The organism is Calderihabitans maritimus, assembly GCF_002207765.1.
Taxonomy (GTDB): domain Bacteria; phylum Bacillota; class KKC1; order Calderihabitantales; family Calderihabitantaceae; genus Calderihabitans; species Calderihabitans maritimus.
The window spans coordinates 1-17,066 of the sequence record NZ_BDGJ01000164.1; the positions used below are offsets into that span (position 1 = coordinate 1).

Annotated in this window: 17 protein-coding genes; 16 read left to right on the forward strand and 1 reads right to left on the reverse strand. The window is 50.6% G+C overall.

All coding sequences use genetic code 11. The annotated features are described in order from the left end of the window. Positions 1 to 82: 82 nt before the first annotated feature. The 3 genes from cysC to KKC1_RS11900 are packed head-to-tail and all read left to right on the forward strand — an operon-like array spanning position 83 to position 2,644. A complete protein-coding gene (gene cysC, locus KKC1_RS11890; protein ID WP_238134301.1) occupies positions 83 to 649 on the forward strand; it encodes an adenylyl-sulfate kinase in 567 nt (188 codons plus the stop codon). Beyond that, positions 646 to 2,355 carry an adenylyl-sulfate reductase subunit alpha gene (locus KKC1_RS11895; protein ID WP_088554663.1) on the forward strand — a complete coding sequence of 570 codons (1,710 nt, stop codon included), beginning with the start codon at positions 646 to 648 and terminating at the stop codon, positions 2,353 to 2,355. Before cysC ends, KKC1_RS11895 begins: the two co-directional genes overlap by 4 nt. Beyond that, the gene (locus tag KKC1_RS11900; protein WP_088554664.1) at positions 2,324 to 2,644 is read left to right on the forward strand and encodes a 4Fe-4S dicluster domain-containing protein; all 321 of its coding nucleotides are present in this window, start codon (positions 2,324 to 2,326) and stop codon (positions 2,642 to 2,644) included. The genes KKC1_RS11895 and KKC1_RS11900 overlap by 32 nt, the downstream gene beginning before the upstream one ends. Before the next feature lie 42 nt (positions 2,645 to 2,686). On the opposite strand, the gene KKC1_RS11905 is transcribed toward KKC1_RS11900, so the two are convergent. Then, positions 2,687 to 3,253, reverse strand: coding sequence for a hypothetical protein (locus tag KKC1_RS11905; protein WP_088554665.1), 567 nt, complete (start codon positions 3,251 to 3,253; stop codon positions 2,687 to 2,689). Positions 3,254 to 3,437: 184 nt separating this feature from the next. Here KKC1_RS11905 and KKC1_RS11910 point away from each other — a divergent pair, with 184 nt between their 5' ends. From KKC1_RS11910 to KKC1_RS11970, 13 genes are all read left to right on the forward strand, one after another. Next, a complete protein-coding gene (locus KKC1_RS11910; protein WP_088554666.1) occupies positions 3,438 to 4,130 on the forward strand; it encodes a response regulator transcription factor in 693 nt (230 codons plus the stop codon). After that, a complete protein-coding gene (pnpS, locus tag KKC1_RS11915; protein WP_088554667.1) occupies positions 4,124 to 5,896 on the forward strand; it encodes a two-component system histidine kinase PnpS in 1,773 nt (590 codons plus the stop codon). Before KKC1_RS11910 ends, pnpS begins: the two co-directional genes overlap by 7 nt. Positions 5,897 to 6,139: 243 nt before the next feature. After that, complete coding sequence (locus KKC1_RS11920; protein WP_088554668.1) at positions 6,140 to 6,901, forward strand: phospholipase C/P1 nuclease family protein; 762 nt, start codon at positions 6,140 to 6,142, stop codon at positions 6,899 to 6,901. Between the two features lie 116 nt (positions 6,902 to 7,017). Further along, positions 7,018 to 7,932, forward strand: coding sequence for a PstS family phosphate ABC transporter substrate-binding protein (locus KKC1_RS11925; RefSeq protein ID WP_202820067.1), 915 nt, complete (start codon positions 7,018 to 7,020; stop codon positions 7,930 to 7,932). A gap of 403 nt (positions 7,933 to 8,335) precedes the next feature. Next, positions 8,336 to 9,217 carry a phosphate ABC transporter permease subunit PstC gene (gene pstC / locus KKC1_RS11930; RefSeq protein WP_088554669.1) on the forward strand — a complete coding sequence of 294 codons (882 nt, stop codon included), beginning with the start codon at positions 8,336 to 8,338 and terminating at the stop codon, positions 9,215 to 9,217. After that, positions 9,214 to 10,074: a phosphate ABC transporter permease PstA gene (pstA, locus tag KKC1_RS11935; protein ID WP_088554670.1), complete on the forward strand. Its 861-nt coding sequence runs from the start codon at positions 9,214 to 9,216 to the stop codon at positions 10,072 to 10,074. Before pstC ends, pstA begins: the two co-directional genes overlap by 4 nt. 29 nt (positions 10,075 to 10,103) lie before the next feature. Further along, positions 10,104 to 10,856: a phosphate ABC transporter ATP-binding protein PstB gene (pstB, locus tag KKC1_RS11940; protein WP_088554671.1), complete on the forward strand. Its 753-nt coding sequence runs from the start codon at positions 10,104 to 10,106 to the stop codon at positions 10,854 to 10,856. 33 nt (positions 10,857 to 10,889) lie between these two features. Beyond that, a complete protein-coding gene (gene phoU / locus KKC1_RS11945; RefSeq protein WP_088554672.1) occupies positions 10,890 to 11,552 on the forward strand; it encodes a phosphate signaling complex protein PhoU in 663 nt (220 codons plus the stop codon). 479 nt (positions 11,553 to 12,031) lie between these two features. Next, positions 12,032 to 12,652, forward strand: coding sequence for a succinate dehydrogenase cytochrome b558 subunit (locus KKC1_RS11950; protein WP_088554673.1), 621 nt, complete (start codon positions 12,032 to 12,034; stop codon positions 12,650 to 12,652). A 23-nt stretch (positions 12,653 to 12,675) separates the two neighbouring features. Next, positions 12,676 to 14,472: a succinate dehydrogenase flavoprotein subunit gene (sdhA, locus tag KKC1_RS11955; protein WP_088554674.1), complete on the forward strand. Its 1,797-nt coding sequence runs from the start codon at positions 12,676 to 12,678 to the stop codon at positions 14,470 to 14,472. Then, positions 14,472 to 15,224, forward strand: a complete 753-nt coding sequence (gene sdhB, locus KKC1_RS11960; RefSeq protein ID WP_088554675.1) for a succinate dehydrogenase iron-sulfur subunit — start codon at positions 14,472 to 14,474, stop codon at positions 15,222 to 15,224. The genes sdhA and sdhB overlap by 1 nt, the downstream gene beginning before the upstream one ends. Before the next feature lie 138 nt (positions 15,225 to 15,362). Next, the gene (locus KKC1_RS11965) at positions 15,363 to 16,328 is read left to right on the forward strand and encodes a polyprenyl synthetase family protein (RefSeq protein ID WP_088554676.1); all 966 of its coding nucleotides are present in this window, start codon (positions 15,363 to 15,365) and stop codon (positions 16,326 to 16,328) included. 95 nt (positions 16,329 to 16,423) lie between these two features. Continuing rightward, the coding region (locus KKC1_RS11970) for a cytochrome c3 family protein (protein WP_192868229.1) at positions 16,424 to 17,066 on the forward strand (643 nt) is incomplete at its 3' end.

Here is a 17,066-nt window from a genome sequence, read left to right on the forward strand (position 1 = left end):
CAAAGGCACACCCGGTTATCAAGAACCTTATAGAGGTTCCATGATAACTTCTAAATCAAATTATACGAGGGGGTTAAAAAAAGTGCAGGAAGCAAAGGGTTTTACTTTGTGGTTTACCGGCCTTTCGGGGGCTGGGAAGTCAACGCTGGCCCACTTGGTGGCGGAGGAACTGAGGCGAAGGGGAAGGAAGGTGGAAATTCTCGACGGTGATGAGGTGAGGGAAAATCTAAGCAAGGGGCTGGGTTTCAGCAAAGAAGACCGGGATACCAATATTCTTAGAATTGGATATGTAGCCCGGCTGCTGGCCCGTAACGGGGTGATAGCCATTGCGGCGGCGATTTCTCCGTACCGGGAAACCAGAGAAAAGGTCCGGGAAGCCAACGGGGACTTCGTAGAGGTGTTCGTCAAGTGCCCTCTCGAAGAGTGTATCCGGCGAGATGTAAAAGGGTTGTATCAAAAAGCCCTGAAGGGAGAAATCCAACAATTTACCGGTATATCTGATCCCTACGAAGAGCCCTTAAATCCCGAGATCGTGGTAGAAACAGACCGGCAGGAACCGGAAGAAAGCGCCGTTTTGATAATAAGCTATCTGGAGGAACATGGCTATCTGGAGCCCGCCGACAGGATACAGGAGGGACGGAACGGTTGAAAAGAGGGCAGGTGAAAGTAGAAAGGATAACCGCGGACATCCTGATAATTGGCGGAGGAACTGCCGGTTGTATGGCTGCTGTGGCGGCCTGGGAAACAAACCCGGACTGCCGGGTGGTAGTTATGGAAAAAGCCCATATCGAAAGGAGCGGCTGTCTGGCGGCGGGGATAAACGCCTTGAACGCCTATCTTAATCCTGGAGAAACCCCGGAAAGTTTTCTCGAATATGTCCGGCGGGAGAGCTATGGCGTAGTACGGGATGACCTGGTATTGAGCATGGCGGTGAGGTTGAAGGATATAGTAAAAAAGTTGGAAAAGTGGGGGCTTCCTATACCAAGGGATGAACATGGTAATTACCTCGCCCGGGGTCGCCGTAGCATCCATGTATACGGGGAAAGGATAAAACCGCTTCTTGCCCGGGCAGTGGCCCGGTCGGGGGCCCTGGTATTGAACCGGACGGTGGCCACCGACTATATCGTCATGGATGGTCGGGTGATGGGGGCGTTTGGTTTTAACGTTCGTACCGGGGACTTTTATGTAGTAGCGGCGCAGAAGGTAATCTGCACTACGGGAGGAGCGGCGGGAATTTATCTTCCCTGCCATCCCTTAAGTGCTCCCCACCGGACATGGTACTCTCCTTTTAATACAGGTACGGGCTATGCCATGGGGATTAGGGCGGGGGCGGAAATGACCAGTTTGGAGGCACGGTTTATTGCCCTACGGGTGAAAGATACTCTAGCTCCGACGGGAACAGTAGCGCAGGGACTGCCCATCCCTCAGGTCAACAGCCGGGGTGAAAAATATTTGGAGCCGCTGAAGGGGTGTACGACGGCGATGCGACTTTGGGCCACCATGGAAGAAATTCAGGGAGGCAGGGGGCCCTGCTTTCTGGATACTCGGGTTCTGTCACCGGGGCAGAGCCGGAAGTTGAAAGAAGCTTATCTAAACATGACCCCGGCCATGGTGTTGTATTGGGCTAACCGGGGGACAGAGCCCCAGGAAGCGCCGTTGGAGGTGAGCGGTACTGAACCTTATATTGTAGGGGGGCACGGTCTGGCGGGTTACTGGGTGGATGAACGCAGGCGGACCACTTTACCCGGTCTCTACGCAGCAGGAGATGCTGCCGGTGGCGCACCTAAAAAATATGCCAGCGGGTCTATGGTAGAAGGTCATATAGCCGGCAGCGATGCAGCCCATTCTTTAAATCGGGGTGGGCCGCCGGATATACCCGAAGAATTGGTCCGGAGCAAATTAGAGGAGATATATGCCCCTTTTAAAAAGAACCAAGGAGTTTCTGCTGTTGAGTTGGAGACGGCGCTGCAGGAAGTTATGGACTACTACGCTGGGGGTATCGGCAGGGGTTACGGGACCAGTGAAAAACTGCTTGCGACCGCCCGGGAGAAGGTGGCTGAACTGAAAAAACAGGTAACAGAAATGTCCGCAGAGGATAGCCATGACCTGATGAGGGTATGGGAGGTCAGGGACAAACTGGATTTGGCCGCGGCGGTGATAGAGCATCTTTTGTACCGCCGGGAGACGCGCTGGCCCTGTTATCAAGTCCGCTGGGATTATCCCTTTCGGGATGACCGGCGCTGGCTGGTTTTTGTAAATTCAATATATGATGCGGAAGAGGAAAGGTTTAATATGCTGGAAAGACCGGTAGGGGGGAAGGCGTATGCCGGTGGACGTAAACTTGGCTTTATGTAACGGCTGTCCTGGAGCTTCGGAACCTCCGTGCATGCGGGTATGCCCGGGTGACTTGCTGTATCGGGGGGAAAATGGGATACGCCTGAGAGACCCGCGGCGGTGTTGGGATTGTGCCGCCTGCATCAAGGTATGCCCAAGGGAAGCTCTGGCTATGTACCTGCCGGTTTCGCTGGGAGGACGGGGAGCCCGGCTGAAAGCCCGGGCTTTGGCCGGACAGACCAGGTGGCGCTGTATTTATCCTGACGGGAAAGAGGAAGTTTTTGAACTGCCGGCTGTGAAGCAAGAATAGTGAAAAGCGCACCTTGAAGGTGCGCTTCGGTATTTCTGGTGGCTATTGCTGGTACTGCTGTTGCTGCTGAGGCTGGGCAATTTTATCGGCGTATCCTGGTCTGTCATAAAAAGCTCCCTGGGCCTGCATACCCATCTGCTGACCGGTAGCCTGGGCAGCTTGCTGGGGCTCAATCTGCGGGCCGACTCTTTCGGCCCATCCCGGACGGTCATATTGAGCCTGTAGCCCTGTTTGTTGTGCGAGAGGTTGGGCCTGGAACTGCTGGCCGAATTGTTGGGCCTGGAAAGGTTGGGCCTGGAAACCGGTCTGCATGGGCTGAGCCGGTTGTGCCCATTGCTGTTGTTGTTTCTGAGCTTGAGTCATAGCGACGGTGGTAGAGATTTGCTGTACCAGGTTGTTCATTTGCTGCATTTGCTGGCCTATTTGGGTGCACATTTGAGCCAGACGCTGTAGTTGTTGAGTAGCACTGGATTCGGCCTGTTGCAGTCTTTGAAGTTGGGCCTGGTTGCTTTGTTCAGAGCGTTGCAGCTGGTTGGCCAACTGGGTAATAGAATTCAGCTGCTGCTGGAACTGGGCCAGTTGTTGCTGTAGTTGACGAATTTGGTCCACAGTTTTCACCTCCTTCTATGTAGGATTTTTGGTTGGGTACGTTTCCATATGGTAGTATGCGTAAAATTAAGAGTGGTATTAGTGGAAATAACTGTTTATTAATACAAATTATTCGTTCTCTCCTTATTCATTTCTGTGTTATATTTAAGATAGTCAATTATTAACTTAAGGCAGGAGGATTTTCATGGGTGAAACTGTGCTGGTAGTGGATGACGAAGAAAATATTGTGGAACTGGTTTCTTTCAACTTAGAAAGTGCAGGTTATCAAGTGCTGAAAGCTTATGATGGAAGGGAAGCTCTGGAGAAGGCGTTGGAATGCAAGCCGGACTTGATAGTGCTCGACGTAATGCTTCCTGAGTTGGATGGGTTCGAAGTCTGCCGGAGGTTGCGGGCGCGGCTGAATATTCCTATTCTCATGCTGACGGCGCGCAAAGAAGAGATTGACCGAGTGTTGGGACTGGAAATAGGGGCTGACGACTACCTTACCAAACCTTTTAGTCCTAGGGAACTGGTGGCTCGGGTAAAAGCGATCTTACGAAGGAGCAATTGGACAAACAAGGAGACACGTCAGCTCAAGGTAGGCTACCTGGAACTGGAGCCGGAAAAGCACCGGGTGACCGTAAAAGGTATTCCGGTCAACCTGACCCTCAAAGAATTTGAGCTGCTGGAGCTCCTGGCGCGTAATCCCGGGCGGGTATTCAGCCGGGAAGAGTTGTTGGAAAAAGTGTGGGGTTATGATTATCCCGGAGAAACCCGCACTATCGATGTGCATATTCGTCATCTGCGGCAGAAAATTGAGGAAAACCCCAGTCAACCCCGTTACATCTTGACGGTGCGCGGGGTGGGATACAAGTTTGAGGAGCCGTTAGAATGCTGAAAAGTATTCGCTGGAAACTCACCTTAACTTACCTTATAGTCACCGTTTTGGCTACTACGGCGGTGGGCTTTTCCGTGCTGGGACCGCTGGAGCGGCGGGCGACGACTTCCCTGCAGGATAAGCTGTTGGCCGAGGCCAAGCTGATCAGAGAAGTGGTAGGCCCGGAGTTGGCCCGGAATGAATACCAAGCGGTCGGGCGGGAGGTAGACCGACTGGGCCGTTCTATCGATTCCCGTATTACCGTCGTTGCCGCCGATGGTTTGGTGATTGGGGATTCCTGGGAAAACCCTTCCGCTATGGAGAACCATGCCGACCGGCCGGAAATACAGGAGGCGCTCCGGGGGAACATGGGAACTGTCACCCGTTACAGCCGCACTTTGAAAACGAAAATGATATATGTAGCGGTGCCGGTGGAAAGGGACGGGGAGATAATAGGGTCGGTGCGCGTTTCCGTTCCCCTTACCGAAGTCCAGGCTATGTTAGGGCGGTTCAGGCGAATAGTTATCGGCGGCATTGTTTTTGCCACTCTGGTTGTTTTTACTTTAAGCGTACAGATCGGCCGTTCTCTGTCCCGGCCGGTAGAGGAAATTAACAATGCCGCTCTGAAGATAGCCCGAGGTAATTTTCAACAGAAAGTATATTACCGGAGTCAAGATGAGATTGGTCAATTGGCCCAGACGATAAATTTTATGGCCCGCAGTTTAAAGGAAAAAGTGGAAGAAATTTCAGAAAGCCGGAATAGACTGGAAACTGTTTTGAGCCATATGAGTAGCGGGGTGGTGTTTTTAGACCCGGAGGGTAGAATCCAGCTTATGAATCCCGCGGCGGAAAAAATGCTCCGGGTAAGTGAGGAAGACAGCAGGGGAAAGCATAACCTGGCGGTCTTCAGGAACTACGGATTGAATGAAAAAGTAAATGAAGTTATGGAGAAGAGGAGCGCAATTACCTATGAGTTTACCCTGGTTTACCCGAAGAAGCAGGTCCTGGAAGTAAATCTGGCGCCGGTCGAGGGTGAACAACGACAACTCCTGGGGGTAGTGGCGGTATTCCATGATATCTCCGAGTTGCGCAGGGTGGAGCAGGTAAAAAGCGAGTTTGTAGCCAACGTGTCCCACGAGTTGCGTACGCCTGTTACCTCCATTAAGGGGTTCACAGAAACGCTGTTGGACGGAGCCCTGGAGGAACCGGAAACAGCACGCAGATTTGTAACCATTATTGACAAGGAGGCCTCCCGCCTGGCCAGGTTAATTGAGGATCTTTTGGAACTGTCGCTAATAGAATCGGGAAAGGTTCCGGTTAGAAAGAAGGCATGTCGTTTGGGTGAAGTGGTGGAAAAAACGCTGGCTTACATGCAGCCTTATATTGAACGCAAAAAGCTTGAAATCAAAATTGAGATTCCGGAAACGTTGCAGGTTATGGCCGATATGGATGCTCTGCAACAGGTGTTGAGTAATCTGATCGACAATGCCGTGAAATATACTCCTGAAGGAGGAGCAATTATCGTTAGCGGAGAGCGGCTGGGGAAAGAGGTGAAAGTTACCGTTCGAGATACGGGAACCGGAATATCACCTCAGGACCTCCCCAGGGTTTTTGAAAGGTTTTACCGCGTGGATAAAGCGCGCAGTCGAAAACAGGGGGGAACCGGCCTGGGGCTGGCTATTGTGAAACATATAGTTGAAGCGCATGGGGGTAAGGTCGGCGCGGAAAGCGAGATGGGAAAAGGTTCTAGCTTTTGGTTCACCCTACCCGACGCTCAGCACGGATAAACCTAGGTGTCAAGTTTGGGGACGGTTCTGAACTTGAATGAACTTGAATGTACAATATTTTCGTTTCAATCCTGCTTCAAAGTATTCTCTGCACCCCTGCGGTACGGAGTATTGAAGGCCTGCTTAACCTACGCTTTGGGCACACACCCGGTGAGGGTGTGTTTTTTTATGTTCTCCCTTTTGAACCTCTAGGTTTTAAGAAGCATAGTTTATGCAGTAGACCAGGGGAAGTGAGGGAAGAAAATGAACTTCCTGTTGAAATACCGCCGCCCGGTTGATATTAAGTGGAAATACCGGTATCACGCCGATGTTGTGCGTTGGGCGGTAGAAACCCTGGGCAATGATGGCCGGGAAAGTTATGATTTCTACCGCGAAAAAAATGAAACTACCGGGATGAACTATACAGAAATTCTGCAGAAGGGGACCATAGATGCCGACCTGCCTGGTAGCTGGGGATATGTTTATCACTGGTTGCACTTTCACCACCCGTGGCGCCATACCGGGTATTTTGATTGCAGGTACAGCGCGGGAAATGCTGTGGAAGCCAGGGTGGAGCGGGCCATACGCCAGTGGAGAAAGGGGTTAAACCACCTGGCAGTTTATCAGATAGGACGGGCCGTCCATGTTATACAGGACAGCTGGGTACCTTACCATGCGGCACTCACGGCAGGAAGAGGACATGGCGAGTTTGAGGAATGGGTTTACGAGCACGGGGAGGATTTCCGGGTATTGCGGGGCGGGTATTACCGGTGGGAACTGATCTTCCGGGATACCAGTTACGCTGACTATGGCCCCCACCGGATAAACAGCCAGACCCCTTACCACTGGGTGGAGATAGGTGCTCATACTTCTCTTTCCTGGTTTGAAAAATACCTGGATCGAGAACGCTTTCCCCAGTATAAAAAATATTTCTCGCGGGCCGCCTCCCAACTGGTACCGGGGTGTATCCGCTGTGTAGCAGGATTTCTTGATTTCTGTTATCACCGCTTGTTCCGGAATAAATAAATCTTAACAAACTCTTAACATTAGCATAACTCGGGATTAACGGAATTGTGTTAATCTTCTATTAGGTGAGGGGTTCCGCGGAATTCCAGGAAATTCGACAAAGGAGGAGAATTAATTTGAAAAAGGCGGTTTTATGGAGTGGGATTTTGTTGCTAGCTATGGCCTTTCTGCTTACCGGCTGTGCCAAGAATACCGGTGAAAGTGCAGAAACGAGCTTTATCCAGATCAAAGGTTCAGACACAGAGGTTAACCTAGTTCAACGGCTGGCGGAAAGTTACATGGACAAGCATCCTGAGATAGATATAGCCGTCACCGGTGGAGGTTCCGGAACGGGGATTGCAGCTTTGATTAAGGGTGAAGTAGATATTGCCAACTCATCTCGGGCGATTAAGGATGAAGAAATAGAGCAGGCAAAAGCCAATGGGGTAGAACCGGTAGCGGTGGCGATAGCCATGGACGGGCTTTCGGTTATAATCCATGCCGATAATCCGGTGGAAGCCCTTACGGTAGAACAAATCGGTAAGATTTTCCGCGGGGAGATTACCAACTGGAAAGAAGTTGGCGGGCCGGACATGGAAATCAGCATGTACGGGCGCCAGAGTAACTCCGGAACTTTCGTTTACTTCCGCGACCACGTTCTAAAAGGGGATTTTTCTCCGAAAGTTAAAAGGATGAACGGAAACGCCCAGATCGTGGAAAGCGTTAAGAACGACCCTGCCGGAATTGGTTATGTGGGAGTCGGCTATGTGGTTGGTCCGGAAGGCAAACAGGTAGAAGGCATTAAGGTCATAAAGGTGGCGAAAGATGAAAATTCTCCTCCGGCGACACCTCTTGACCCTGAAAATGTGAAGAACGGGTCTTACCCCCTGGCCAGGCCGCTGTACCAGTATGTCAACGGCAAGCCGGAAGGCGCGGTGCTGGAATTCATCAAGTATGAACTGAGCGAGGAAGGACAGCAGATAGCGGTAGAAGAAGGATTTTACCCGGTAAACCCGGAATATGCTAAGTTAAACGAGGCGAGTCTAAATTAAAATTAAGCTGGGGGATGGTGCCTTGCCCGGCAATCAGCCCTTACAATGAGTATTAACGATCGGTTAGCTTATGCTGAGTCTCGAGAATCAAAGCCAACTCATTCAAGTCAAGAACCGTCCCCAACTTGACAACTTGAAACAACTTGAAACCAACTTGAAACCAACTTGAAACTTGACAACTTAAATTGAGCAGGTGCCAAACTTGGTGAGAGCGAGGCCGGAGGCGGGCCCGAGCGCAGGACGCGCGAGGCCGGCAACTGAGCCAAGGATGGCGAATTTGCCGGGAAGCCCGCCGGAGACCGAGATCGAGCCCTAGTTTGGCCTGCGCGGATTTCCGGAGCAAGCGGGAATAATAGTGCCTGCCTAACCGTTTACTCCATGCGCTGGAGCAAGGAGGGGGAAAGTGAAGCGATTTCAGGAGGAATTTGCCCGCTGGTTTTTCCTGCTCAACGGGATTACGGTAATCTTCATTTTGGTCGGTATCTTCGTTCTTCTTTTACGCAACAGTATTCCTGCCTTTCGGGAAATCGAGTTTCTAGAGTTTATCACCGGCACCGAATGGAACCCGACTTCTTACGAAAAACCTGCTTATGGGATCCTTGCCATGATGGTAAGTACCCTAATGGTCACGGGCGGGTCATTGCTCATTTCGGTTCCCTTCGGGATAGCTACGGCAGCGTATTTAGCAGAAGTGGCCGGGGAAAGAACCCGAGAGATTCTTAAGCCTGCCATTGAAATTTTGGCCGGTGTGCCCTCCGTGGTTATCGGCTTTTTTGGCATTGTTGTGCTGGGTCCTTTTTTGGCCAAGCTAACGGGGACCACCAACGGCTTAAATGCGTTGAACGGTTCCATATTGCTGGGCATTATGGCCCTGCCTACTGTCATTTCCCTTTCGGAAGACGCCATTTCAGCCGTTCCGGATGAGTACCGGCGGGCTTCATTGGCCATGGGCGCCAACCGCTGGCAGACGTTGATCCATGTGGTGCTTCCGGCAGCTTCGTCGGGTATAGTAGCCTCCGTAATGCTGGGGATGGGAAGAGCCATTGGGGAAACGATGACTGTGCTGATGGCTACCGGCAACGCTCCGGCTATGCCAGGCTCGTTTCTGGATTCGGTACGTACTATGACGGCCACTATTGCCATTGAACTCGGCGAAGTGCCCTATAACACCACCCATTACTATGCTCTCTTTGCCGTGGGCCTGGTATTGTTTTTGATGACTTTCGTGGTTAACCTTGCGGCCGATGTTATTCTTCACCGGCATCAGGAGGTGACGCGGCGTTGAACCCCCGGCTCTGGGAAAAGACAGGGTTTCTCCTCCTGCAACTGGCGGCTTGGATGGTCCTGCTTTTCATGGGTGTGATATTCTACGATTTAACCTGCAAAGGAATAGGCGCCATCAGTTGGGAGTTTCTGACCACCCCACCCCGCAAGGGGATGACGGAAGGAGGCATATTGCCGGCTATAGTAGGTACTTTTTACGTCACCATGGTTACGGCCATATTTGCCGTACCTTTAGGAATTTTTGCCGCCATATACCTGCACGAGTATGCCCGGCAGGGAAGACTTACCCGCTTGATCCGCATGTCCATCCGTAATTTGGCAGGAGTCCCTTCTATAGTCTACGGGCTTTTCGGAGTAGCCCTGTTTGTACAGATTATGCGTTTGGGAACTTCTATTTTGTCGGCGGGACTTACTCTGGGATTATTAACTTTACCCGTTATTATTACTTCCAGTGAGGAAGCTCTTAAAGCCGTACCCCAGTCTTACCGGGAAGGGGCATTAGCCCTGGGCGCCACCCGCTGGCAGGCGATTCGCACCAATGTGTTGCCTCTAGCGCTTCCGGGGATGCTGACCGGTGTTATCCTGGGACTGGCCCGGGCGGCAGGGGAAACAGCACCTATTCTCTTTACAGGGGTAGCTTTTTTCTTGCCGCGTCTGCCGGATTCGCTGTTCAGCCAGTTCATGGCCTTACCCTATCACCTGTACATTCTTTCCACTCAGCACCATGCTGTGGAACAGGTGAGACCTTTGGCCTATGGAACGGCCCTGGTATTGTTGACTTTAATTTTTACCCTTAACCTGGTGGCAGTTATTTTAAGAACTCATTTTCGCCGGAAGTTTAAAAACACAAGTATATGAGCTTAACTTTGGCCGGGAAGGAGAGGGGCATGGATAAGGTAGTGGTTGAAAATCTGAATTTATATTATCGCGATTTTCAAGCTTTAAAGAATATAACTGTAAATATCAAGCAGCATGAGATAACGGCCCTCATCGGGCCTTCCGGTTGCGGAAAATCCAGCTTCTTGCGGGTACTCAACCGGATGAACGATTTGATTGAGGGAACCCGCGTTGAGGGGAAGGTAATGATTGACGGTGAAGACATATACAGCAAAGGAACCGATGTGGTTAACCTCAGAAAAAAAGTGGGTATGGTTTTCCAGAGGCCGAATCCTTTTCCTAAATCTATCTATGACAATATAGCTTACGGCCCGCGGATTCACGGCCTTCGCGATAAAAGGAAGCTGGATGAAATCGTTGAAAGGAGCTTAAAGCAGGCCGCCCTCTGGGAAGAAGTGAAGGACCGGCTTTACGCGCCGGCGCTTGGGCTGTCGGGCGGGCAGCAGCAGAGGTTGTGCATTGCCCGGGTACTGGCTGTGGAACCGGAGATCTTGCTGATGGACGAGCCGACTTCTGCCCTGGACCCGGTTTCCACGATGAAGATCGAAGAATTGTTGAGGGAGTTGAAAAACAACTATACCATTGTTATTGTTACCCATAACATGCAGCAGGCGGCCCGCGTATCCGACCGAACGGCATTTTTCCTCAGCGGCGAACTGGTAGAGTACGGTCTTACGGAAACCATTTTTACCAAACCGGAGGACCAGAGGACGGAAGATTATATAACCGGTCGTTTTGGATAAGCTTTGTGGTCAAAAAGATATGGGGGTGTAATCATGGTGGCCTCAAGACGGGCTTTTCATCAAGAACTGAAGGAATTACAGCAGGAAATCCTGCGCATGGGGAGTTTGGTAGAGGAAGCTATTGCCAACGCTATCAGTTCCCTGGCCCGGCAGGACGTAAGAGTAGCGGAAAAGGTGATCAACGGTGACCAATATATCGATGATCTGGAGCTGGCTATTGAAGACCGTTGTATTAAGTTAATCGCTACCCAGCAGCCTATGGCCAAAGATTTGCGCCGTATCAGTGCCGCCTTCAAAATTATAACTGACCTGGAGAGGATGGGAGATTACTCCAGTGACATTGCCAAGGTGACCCTCCGTATCGCAGGGGAACCTTTGATAAAGCCTTTAATAGACATCCCTCGCATGGCCGAACTGGCGCAAAAGATGGTAAAAGAGAGTCTTGATTCTTATGTAACCGAAGACCCGGGACTGGCCGCGCGACTGGCGGCTAGTGATGACCAGGTGGATCATCTTCACTACCAAGTGTTTCGGGAGTTGCTGACCTATATGATGGAAGATCCGCGTACCATCAAGCAAGCCACCCAGTTGTTGTTCGTCTGCCGGTACCTGGAAAGAATTGCCGATCACGCTACCAACATTGGAGAAAGAGTTATTTACCTAGTTACCGGCGACCGGAAGGATCTGAATGACTGAAGGTTTAAAAATTTTTTTACAAGTGAGGGATTTTGGTGTATAATTTTGAATAAAGTAATACCTTATAAAAATTAGAACGGTTCTAAAATTTAAAAATTATAATTTTTATTTTTCGTACTCCGCTGTTAAACGAGCCAAATGCAAAACACTTTTCTTCGACATGGGATTTTTTCTAAAGGTTAGAAAGAACAAGGAAGCATTTATAGCAAATTAACGGCGAAGCAGGGCTGAACAGCGGAGATTTTTGCTTTTGAGCAGGAGGATTGGTCTTAACCAGCCTGGCATTGATTTTGCTATAGATTAGCTCTAAGTGCAGGGTTCAAGGGAGGTTGTCACCGTTTTTAGGAGCGAAAGGGGGGCAGAGGATGAACAAACTATTTGGGGAAGGCCTGCCGCCTCCATCCATGAAGGGATGAGTTAATAAGTTTTAAAAAAATCAGAAAGTTACGAACAAGTGTTGAAAGAAAGGAGATGTCGGCATGAGCTTTTTGGAAAGAAATCACTTTTTTATTCGCAAATTACATTCTCTAGCAGGTATATTCCCTATAGGTTTCTTTCTCTTAGAGCACCTCTATACCAATAGTTTCGCCATGTACGGTGCTGACGCCTACAACTCCAAAATTGAATTTTTCAAGAGCCTACCTTATTTAATTGTTATTGAACTAGGTTTTATCCTCGTTCCTATTTTGTTTCACGCTCTGTACGGTCTCTACATTGTTTACCTAGCCCGAAATAATGTTCTCCAGTATACTTACTTCCGGAATTGGATGTTTTACCTGCAGAGAATTACCGCCGTCATTACTTTAATATTTGTCGTTTATCATGTCTATACCCTGCGCTTAAGCTCCTTGTTGTACGGCACCGAGGTAAGCTTTGCAACCATGACCCAGATTCTTTCCCAACCAGCTATGCTGATTTTCTATGTAGTGGGATTGGTAGCGGCGACCTTCCATTTTGCCAACGGTCTGTGGGCTTTCCTGGTGAGCTGGGGCATAACCATCGGCCCTAACGCGCAACGAGTTTCCACTATCGTTTGCGGCATAATTTTCATCCTTTTGACGGCGATGGGGATCAATTCGCTGGCAGCATTTATTTCATAAGTTAAGGAGGTTGACGGTCGGCAATGGCAGAGCAAAAGATAATTGTAGTCGGCGGTGGTCTGGCCGGGCTGATGGCCACTATGAAGGCGGCGGAGAGAGGAGTGAAGGTGGATCTTTTCTCCCTGGTTCCGGTGAAACGTTCTCACTCCGTTTGTGCCCAGGGAGGCATAAATGCGGCCCTGGACACCAAGGGGGAAGGAGACTCCACCTGGGAGCACTTTGAGGATACTATTTACGGCGGGGACTTTCTGGCCAACCAGACTCCGGTTAAGAATATGTGCGAAGCGGCTCCGGGCATCATCTACTTGATGGACCGGATGGGGGTTATGTTCAGTCGTACTCCCGAAGGACTTATTGACTTGAGGTTGTTTGGGGGAGTGAAAAAACGCCGTACGGCTTTTGCCGGGGCTACTACCGGCCAGCAGTTGCTTTACGCCTGCGATGAACAGGTTCGGAAGTGGGAAGCCAAGGGCATGGTGCGGAAATTTGAAGGGTGGGAATTCCTGTCGGCGGTGATAGATGAACACGGAATATGCCGCGGAATTATAGCCCAGGACCTGAGCAGTATGGAAATTCATGCGTTTGCTGCGGACGCCGTCCTCTTGGCTACCGGTGGCGCCGGAATGATTTTCGGCAAGAGTACCAATTCAGTTATTAACACGGGCAGTGCTGCAGGGGCTGTATACCAGCAGGGCGTTTATTACGCCAACGGAGAGTTTGTCCAAATACACCCCACCGCCATGCCGGGAGACGACAAAAACCGGCTGATGTCGGAAGCTGCCCGGGGTGAAGGTGGCCGCATTTGGACCTATAAAGACGGGAAACCCTGGTATTTCCTGGAGGAATGGTATCCGGCGTATGGAAACGTGGTGCCGCGTGACGTTGCTGCCCGGGCCATATATAAGGTTTGTGTGGAGATGGGACTGGGTATTGACGGGAAGAACCAGGTTTACCTGGACCTCACTCACCTGGATCCTGATTTTCTGGAAACCCGCCTGGGCGGTATTTTGGAGATTTACCAGAAATTCCACGGCGATGATCCGAAAAAAGTGCCCATGAAGATCTTCCCCTCGGTACATTACTTCATGGGCGGCCTGCATGTAGACTGGAATCACATGACCTGTATTCCCGGACTGTTCGCGGCAGGTGAATGTGACTACATGTACCACGGAGCCAACCGCCTGGGAGCCAACTCTCTCCTTTCGGCTCTCTACAGCGGTACGGTCGTTGGACCGGCCATGGTTGAGTACATCAAGAATCTGGACAAGTCGGCGGCTGACGTCAGCAAGAAGGCTTTTGAGCACGAACTCAAGCGGCAGCAGGATATATTGGAAAATATTTATCGGATGGACGGTAATGAAAACCCCTACCTCCTGCACCAGGAAATGGGTGAATGGATGACCAAGTACGTTACCGTAGTTCGCTATAACGACAAGTTGAAGAAGACCGATGAGAAGCTGCAGGAGCTTATGGAACGTTATAAGAACATAAATATTGAAGATGCGGCCCGCTGGAGCAATCAGGCGGTCCAGTTTACCCGCCAACTCTGGAATATGATGCAGCTGGCGCGGGTCATTACTCTGGGAGCTCTGCTGCGCAATGAGAGCCGGGGCGCCCACTACAAGCCGGAGTTCCCCGAAAGGGACGATGAAAACTGGTTGAAGACCACCAAGGCGCGCTGGACGCCCGATGGACCCGAGTTTAGCTATGAGGAAGTTGATATTTCCTGGATTAAACCGAGAGCCCGGAGGTACGATGTGGACCGGGACGCGACCAAAGAGGAAGCGGAGAAAGAGGGCAAGAAGGAGGTCTCTAAGTAATGGCCAGGGAGTTTGTTCACCTGAAGGTCAGGCGTCAGGATAACCCCAATTCCCAGCCTTATTGGGAAGAGTTTAAGATTCCCTATAAGCCGAACATGAACGTGGTTTCCGTACTGATGGAACTGCGGAAAAACCCCGTTAATGCCCAGGGTAAAAAGACGAGTCCGGTAGTATGGGAATGCAACTGCCTGGAAGAAGTGTGCGGTGCCTGTACCATGTTGATCAACGGGCAGCCGCGGCAGGCCTGTTCCGCCTTGATTGACAAAATAGAACAGGAGCCTATCGTGCTGGAACCGCTAACCAAATTCCCGGTTATTCGCGATTTGATGGTGGACCGTCAGGTTATGTTTGATAATCTAAAGAAAGTTAAGGCGTGGGTGGAGATAGACGGGACGCAGAACTTGGGCCCGGGACCCCGGTTTCCGGAAAAAATCCGCCGTTGGGCTTATGAAATATCCCGCTGCATGACCTGCGGTTGTTGTATGGAAGCGTGTCCCAACGTTAATGCCAAGTCGTCCTTTATCGGCCCGGCGGCTCTGGCCCAGGTAAGACTGTTCAACGCCCACCCCAACGGCCAGATGAATAAGGAAGAACGGCTGCAGGCCATCATGGGCAAAGGCGGCATTACCGATTGTGGAAATTCTCAGAATTGTGTCCAGGTTTGTCCGAAGAAGATACCTTTGACTACATCTATCGCCGATTTGAATAAAGAGACCACCCTTTACGGTATCTTCGGCTGGCTGAAGAGATAAAAGAGGAGCTCGCCCTCCGGGGCGGGCTTTTTTAGCAGCTTTTTTCCAACCGGGGAAGGAATTTGTGGAAAAGAACAGAATATAATTGTTTACGGACGCGTAGTGAGAAACAGAAGTTGTTCGAAAGGTGATGGCATTTTGCAACTGAACCTATTCAGCGAAATTCGACAAGATCTCAAACAGGTAGAGGCCGAGCTGTTCCGGTATGTGGATGCATCAAATCCCCTTTTGGCGGAAACTTCTGCCCATTTGCTGCGAGCCGGGGGAAAACGCCTGCGGCCTGCATTTGCTTTGCTGGCGGGGAAGTTTTATAACTATTCTCTGTCCAGGTTGATGCCCTTGGCGGTGGCTTTGGAGTTAATACATATGGCCACCCTGGTTCATGACGATGTTATCGATGCGGCGGCCACCCGCCGGGGAATTCCCACCGTAAGGGCCAAATGGGGAGACCGGGTTTCCCTGCATACGGGGGATTATCTTTTTGCCCAGTCGTTGCTCTTAATTGCCCGTTACGAAGATCCCCGGATAGCTCAGGTACTGGCAGAGGTCAGCGTTCAGATGTGCCAGGGGGAGTTACAGCAGATAGCTACCGCTTACGATGTCAACCAGAGTACGCGGGATTATTTTTACCGGATTAAGAGGAAGACGGCTTTGCTGATAGCGGCCAGCTGTCAGTTGGGAGCGGTAGCTACCGGGGCGCCAGCCCATGTAGTGCGTTCGCTGGATTTCTACGGCTATTATCTGGGTATGGCTTTTCAGATTACCGATGATATCTTAGACATAACAGCAGATCAAAAAGAGCTGGGCAAGCCTATCGGTGGAGACTTGCGTCAGGGGGTGATAACCCTTCCCGTTATTTACGCTCTCAAACATAGCCCCTGCAACGGACGTTTGAAGGAGCTGGTAAAGAAGAGGGAAAAAACAGAGGACGAAGTACAGGAAGCCATAGAGATCGTTAAGGCAAGTGGCGGTATTGAGTATGCTTTTCGCGTTTCCAACCGGTACCTGGCCAAAGCCAAGGAGCAGTTGCGAAAGCTACCCGAGATAAAGACCCGCGATACCCTTGAGTGCATCGCTGACTTTATAGCTATGCGGCGCTTTTAGGTGGATTATTATTTTTTGTATGGAAGGATTTATCTTAATTTTCGTTAAATAATGAATGGGTACGTCTAGGAGCCTAGAGCTAAGGAGGAGCCAAAGTGAAAGTTTTTAAGTTTCTTTCTAGGCTAATCCCTAAATTTGACCTCAGCAAGACGGAAGATAAGTTAAAGCTTTTTATTTTGGTAAACGGACTCGTGTTGTTTATTGGAGTTTTTTCGGTTGCGGCGCTCAAGTTGACTTCTACTCCCCAATTTTGTGCCATATGTCACGAAATGAGGCCGGAATATGTTACCTGGGCTGCCACTTCTCATAACAAGGTGGCCTGTGTCAAGTGCCATATTGAGCCGGGGATTGTCAATCTGATCAAACATAAGATGGGAGCCATGAAGCAGCTTTACCAGCACGTTACCAAGACGTACCACCGGCCTATAGAAATGCCTCATGAAATTGAGGACTACATATGCGAACAGTGCCACTCTCAGAACCGGGTAGTGAATGCCTCAGGAGACCTTATCATTCCACATGAAAAGCACAAAATTCAGGAGGTTCCCTGCGTAAGGTGCCACAGCGGGGTGGCCCACGGTAAGATTGCCGAGCGGGAAGTTACTGCCGAAGGTGATTTTTCAGAGTGGACCCTGGCTCTGGGCAAAAAGGAAGCTGCCCCGAAGTATACCCGGCCGGCTATGAAGACCTGTATGACCTGTCATAAGGAACGGCAGGTTACCACCGATTGTGCAGCCA

What these genes read in the sequence shown, in the direction of transcription:
- KKC1_RS11900 (WP_088554664.1), top strand. Translation starts at nt 2,324, where the DNA reads ATGCCGGTGGACGTAAACTTGGCTTTATGTAACGGCTGTCCTGGAGCT.
- KKC1_RS11910 (WP_088554666.1), top strand. Translation starts at nt 3,438, where the DNA reads ATGGGTGAAACTGTGCTGGTAGTGGATGACGAAGAAAATATTGTGGAA.
- pnpS (WP_088554667.1), top strand. Translation starts at nt 4,124, where the DNA reads ATGCTGAAAAGTATTCGCTGGAAACTCACCTTAACTTACCTTATAGTC.
- KKC1_RS11920 (WP_088554668.1), top strand. Translation starts at nt 6,140, where the DNA reads ATGAACTTCCTGTTGAAATACCGCCGCCCGGTTGATATTAAGTGGAAA.
- pstB (WP_088554671.1), top strand. Translation starts at nt 10,104, where the DNA reads ATGGATAAGGTAGTGGTTGAAAATCTGAATTTATATTATCGCGATTTT.
- phoU (WP_088554672.1), top strand. Translation starts at nt 10,890, where the DNA reads ATGGTGGCCTCAAGACGGGCTTTTCATCAAGAACTGAAGGAATTACAG.
- KKC1_RS11950 (WP_088554673.1), top strand. Translation starts at nt 12,032, where the DNA reads ATGAGCTTTTTGGAAAGAAATCACTTTTTTATTCGCAAATTACATTCT.
- sdhA (WP_088554674.1), top strand. Translation starts at nt 12,676, where the DNA reads ATGGCAGAGCAAAAGATAATTGTAGTCGGCGGTGGTCTGGCCGGGCTG.
- sdhB (WP_088554675.1), top strand. Translation starts at nt 14,472, where the DNA reads ATGGCCAGGGAGTTTGTTCACCTGAAGGTCAGGCGTCAGGATAACCCC.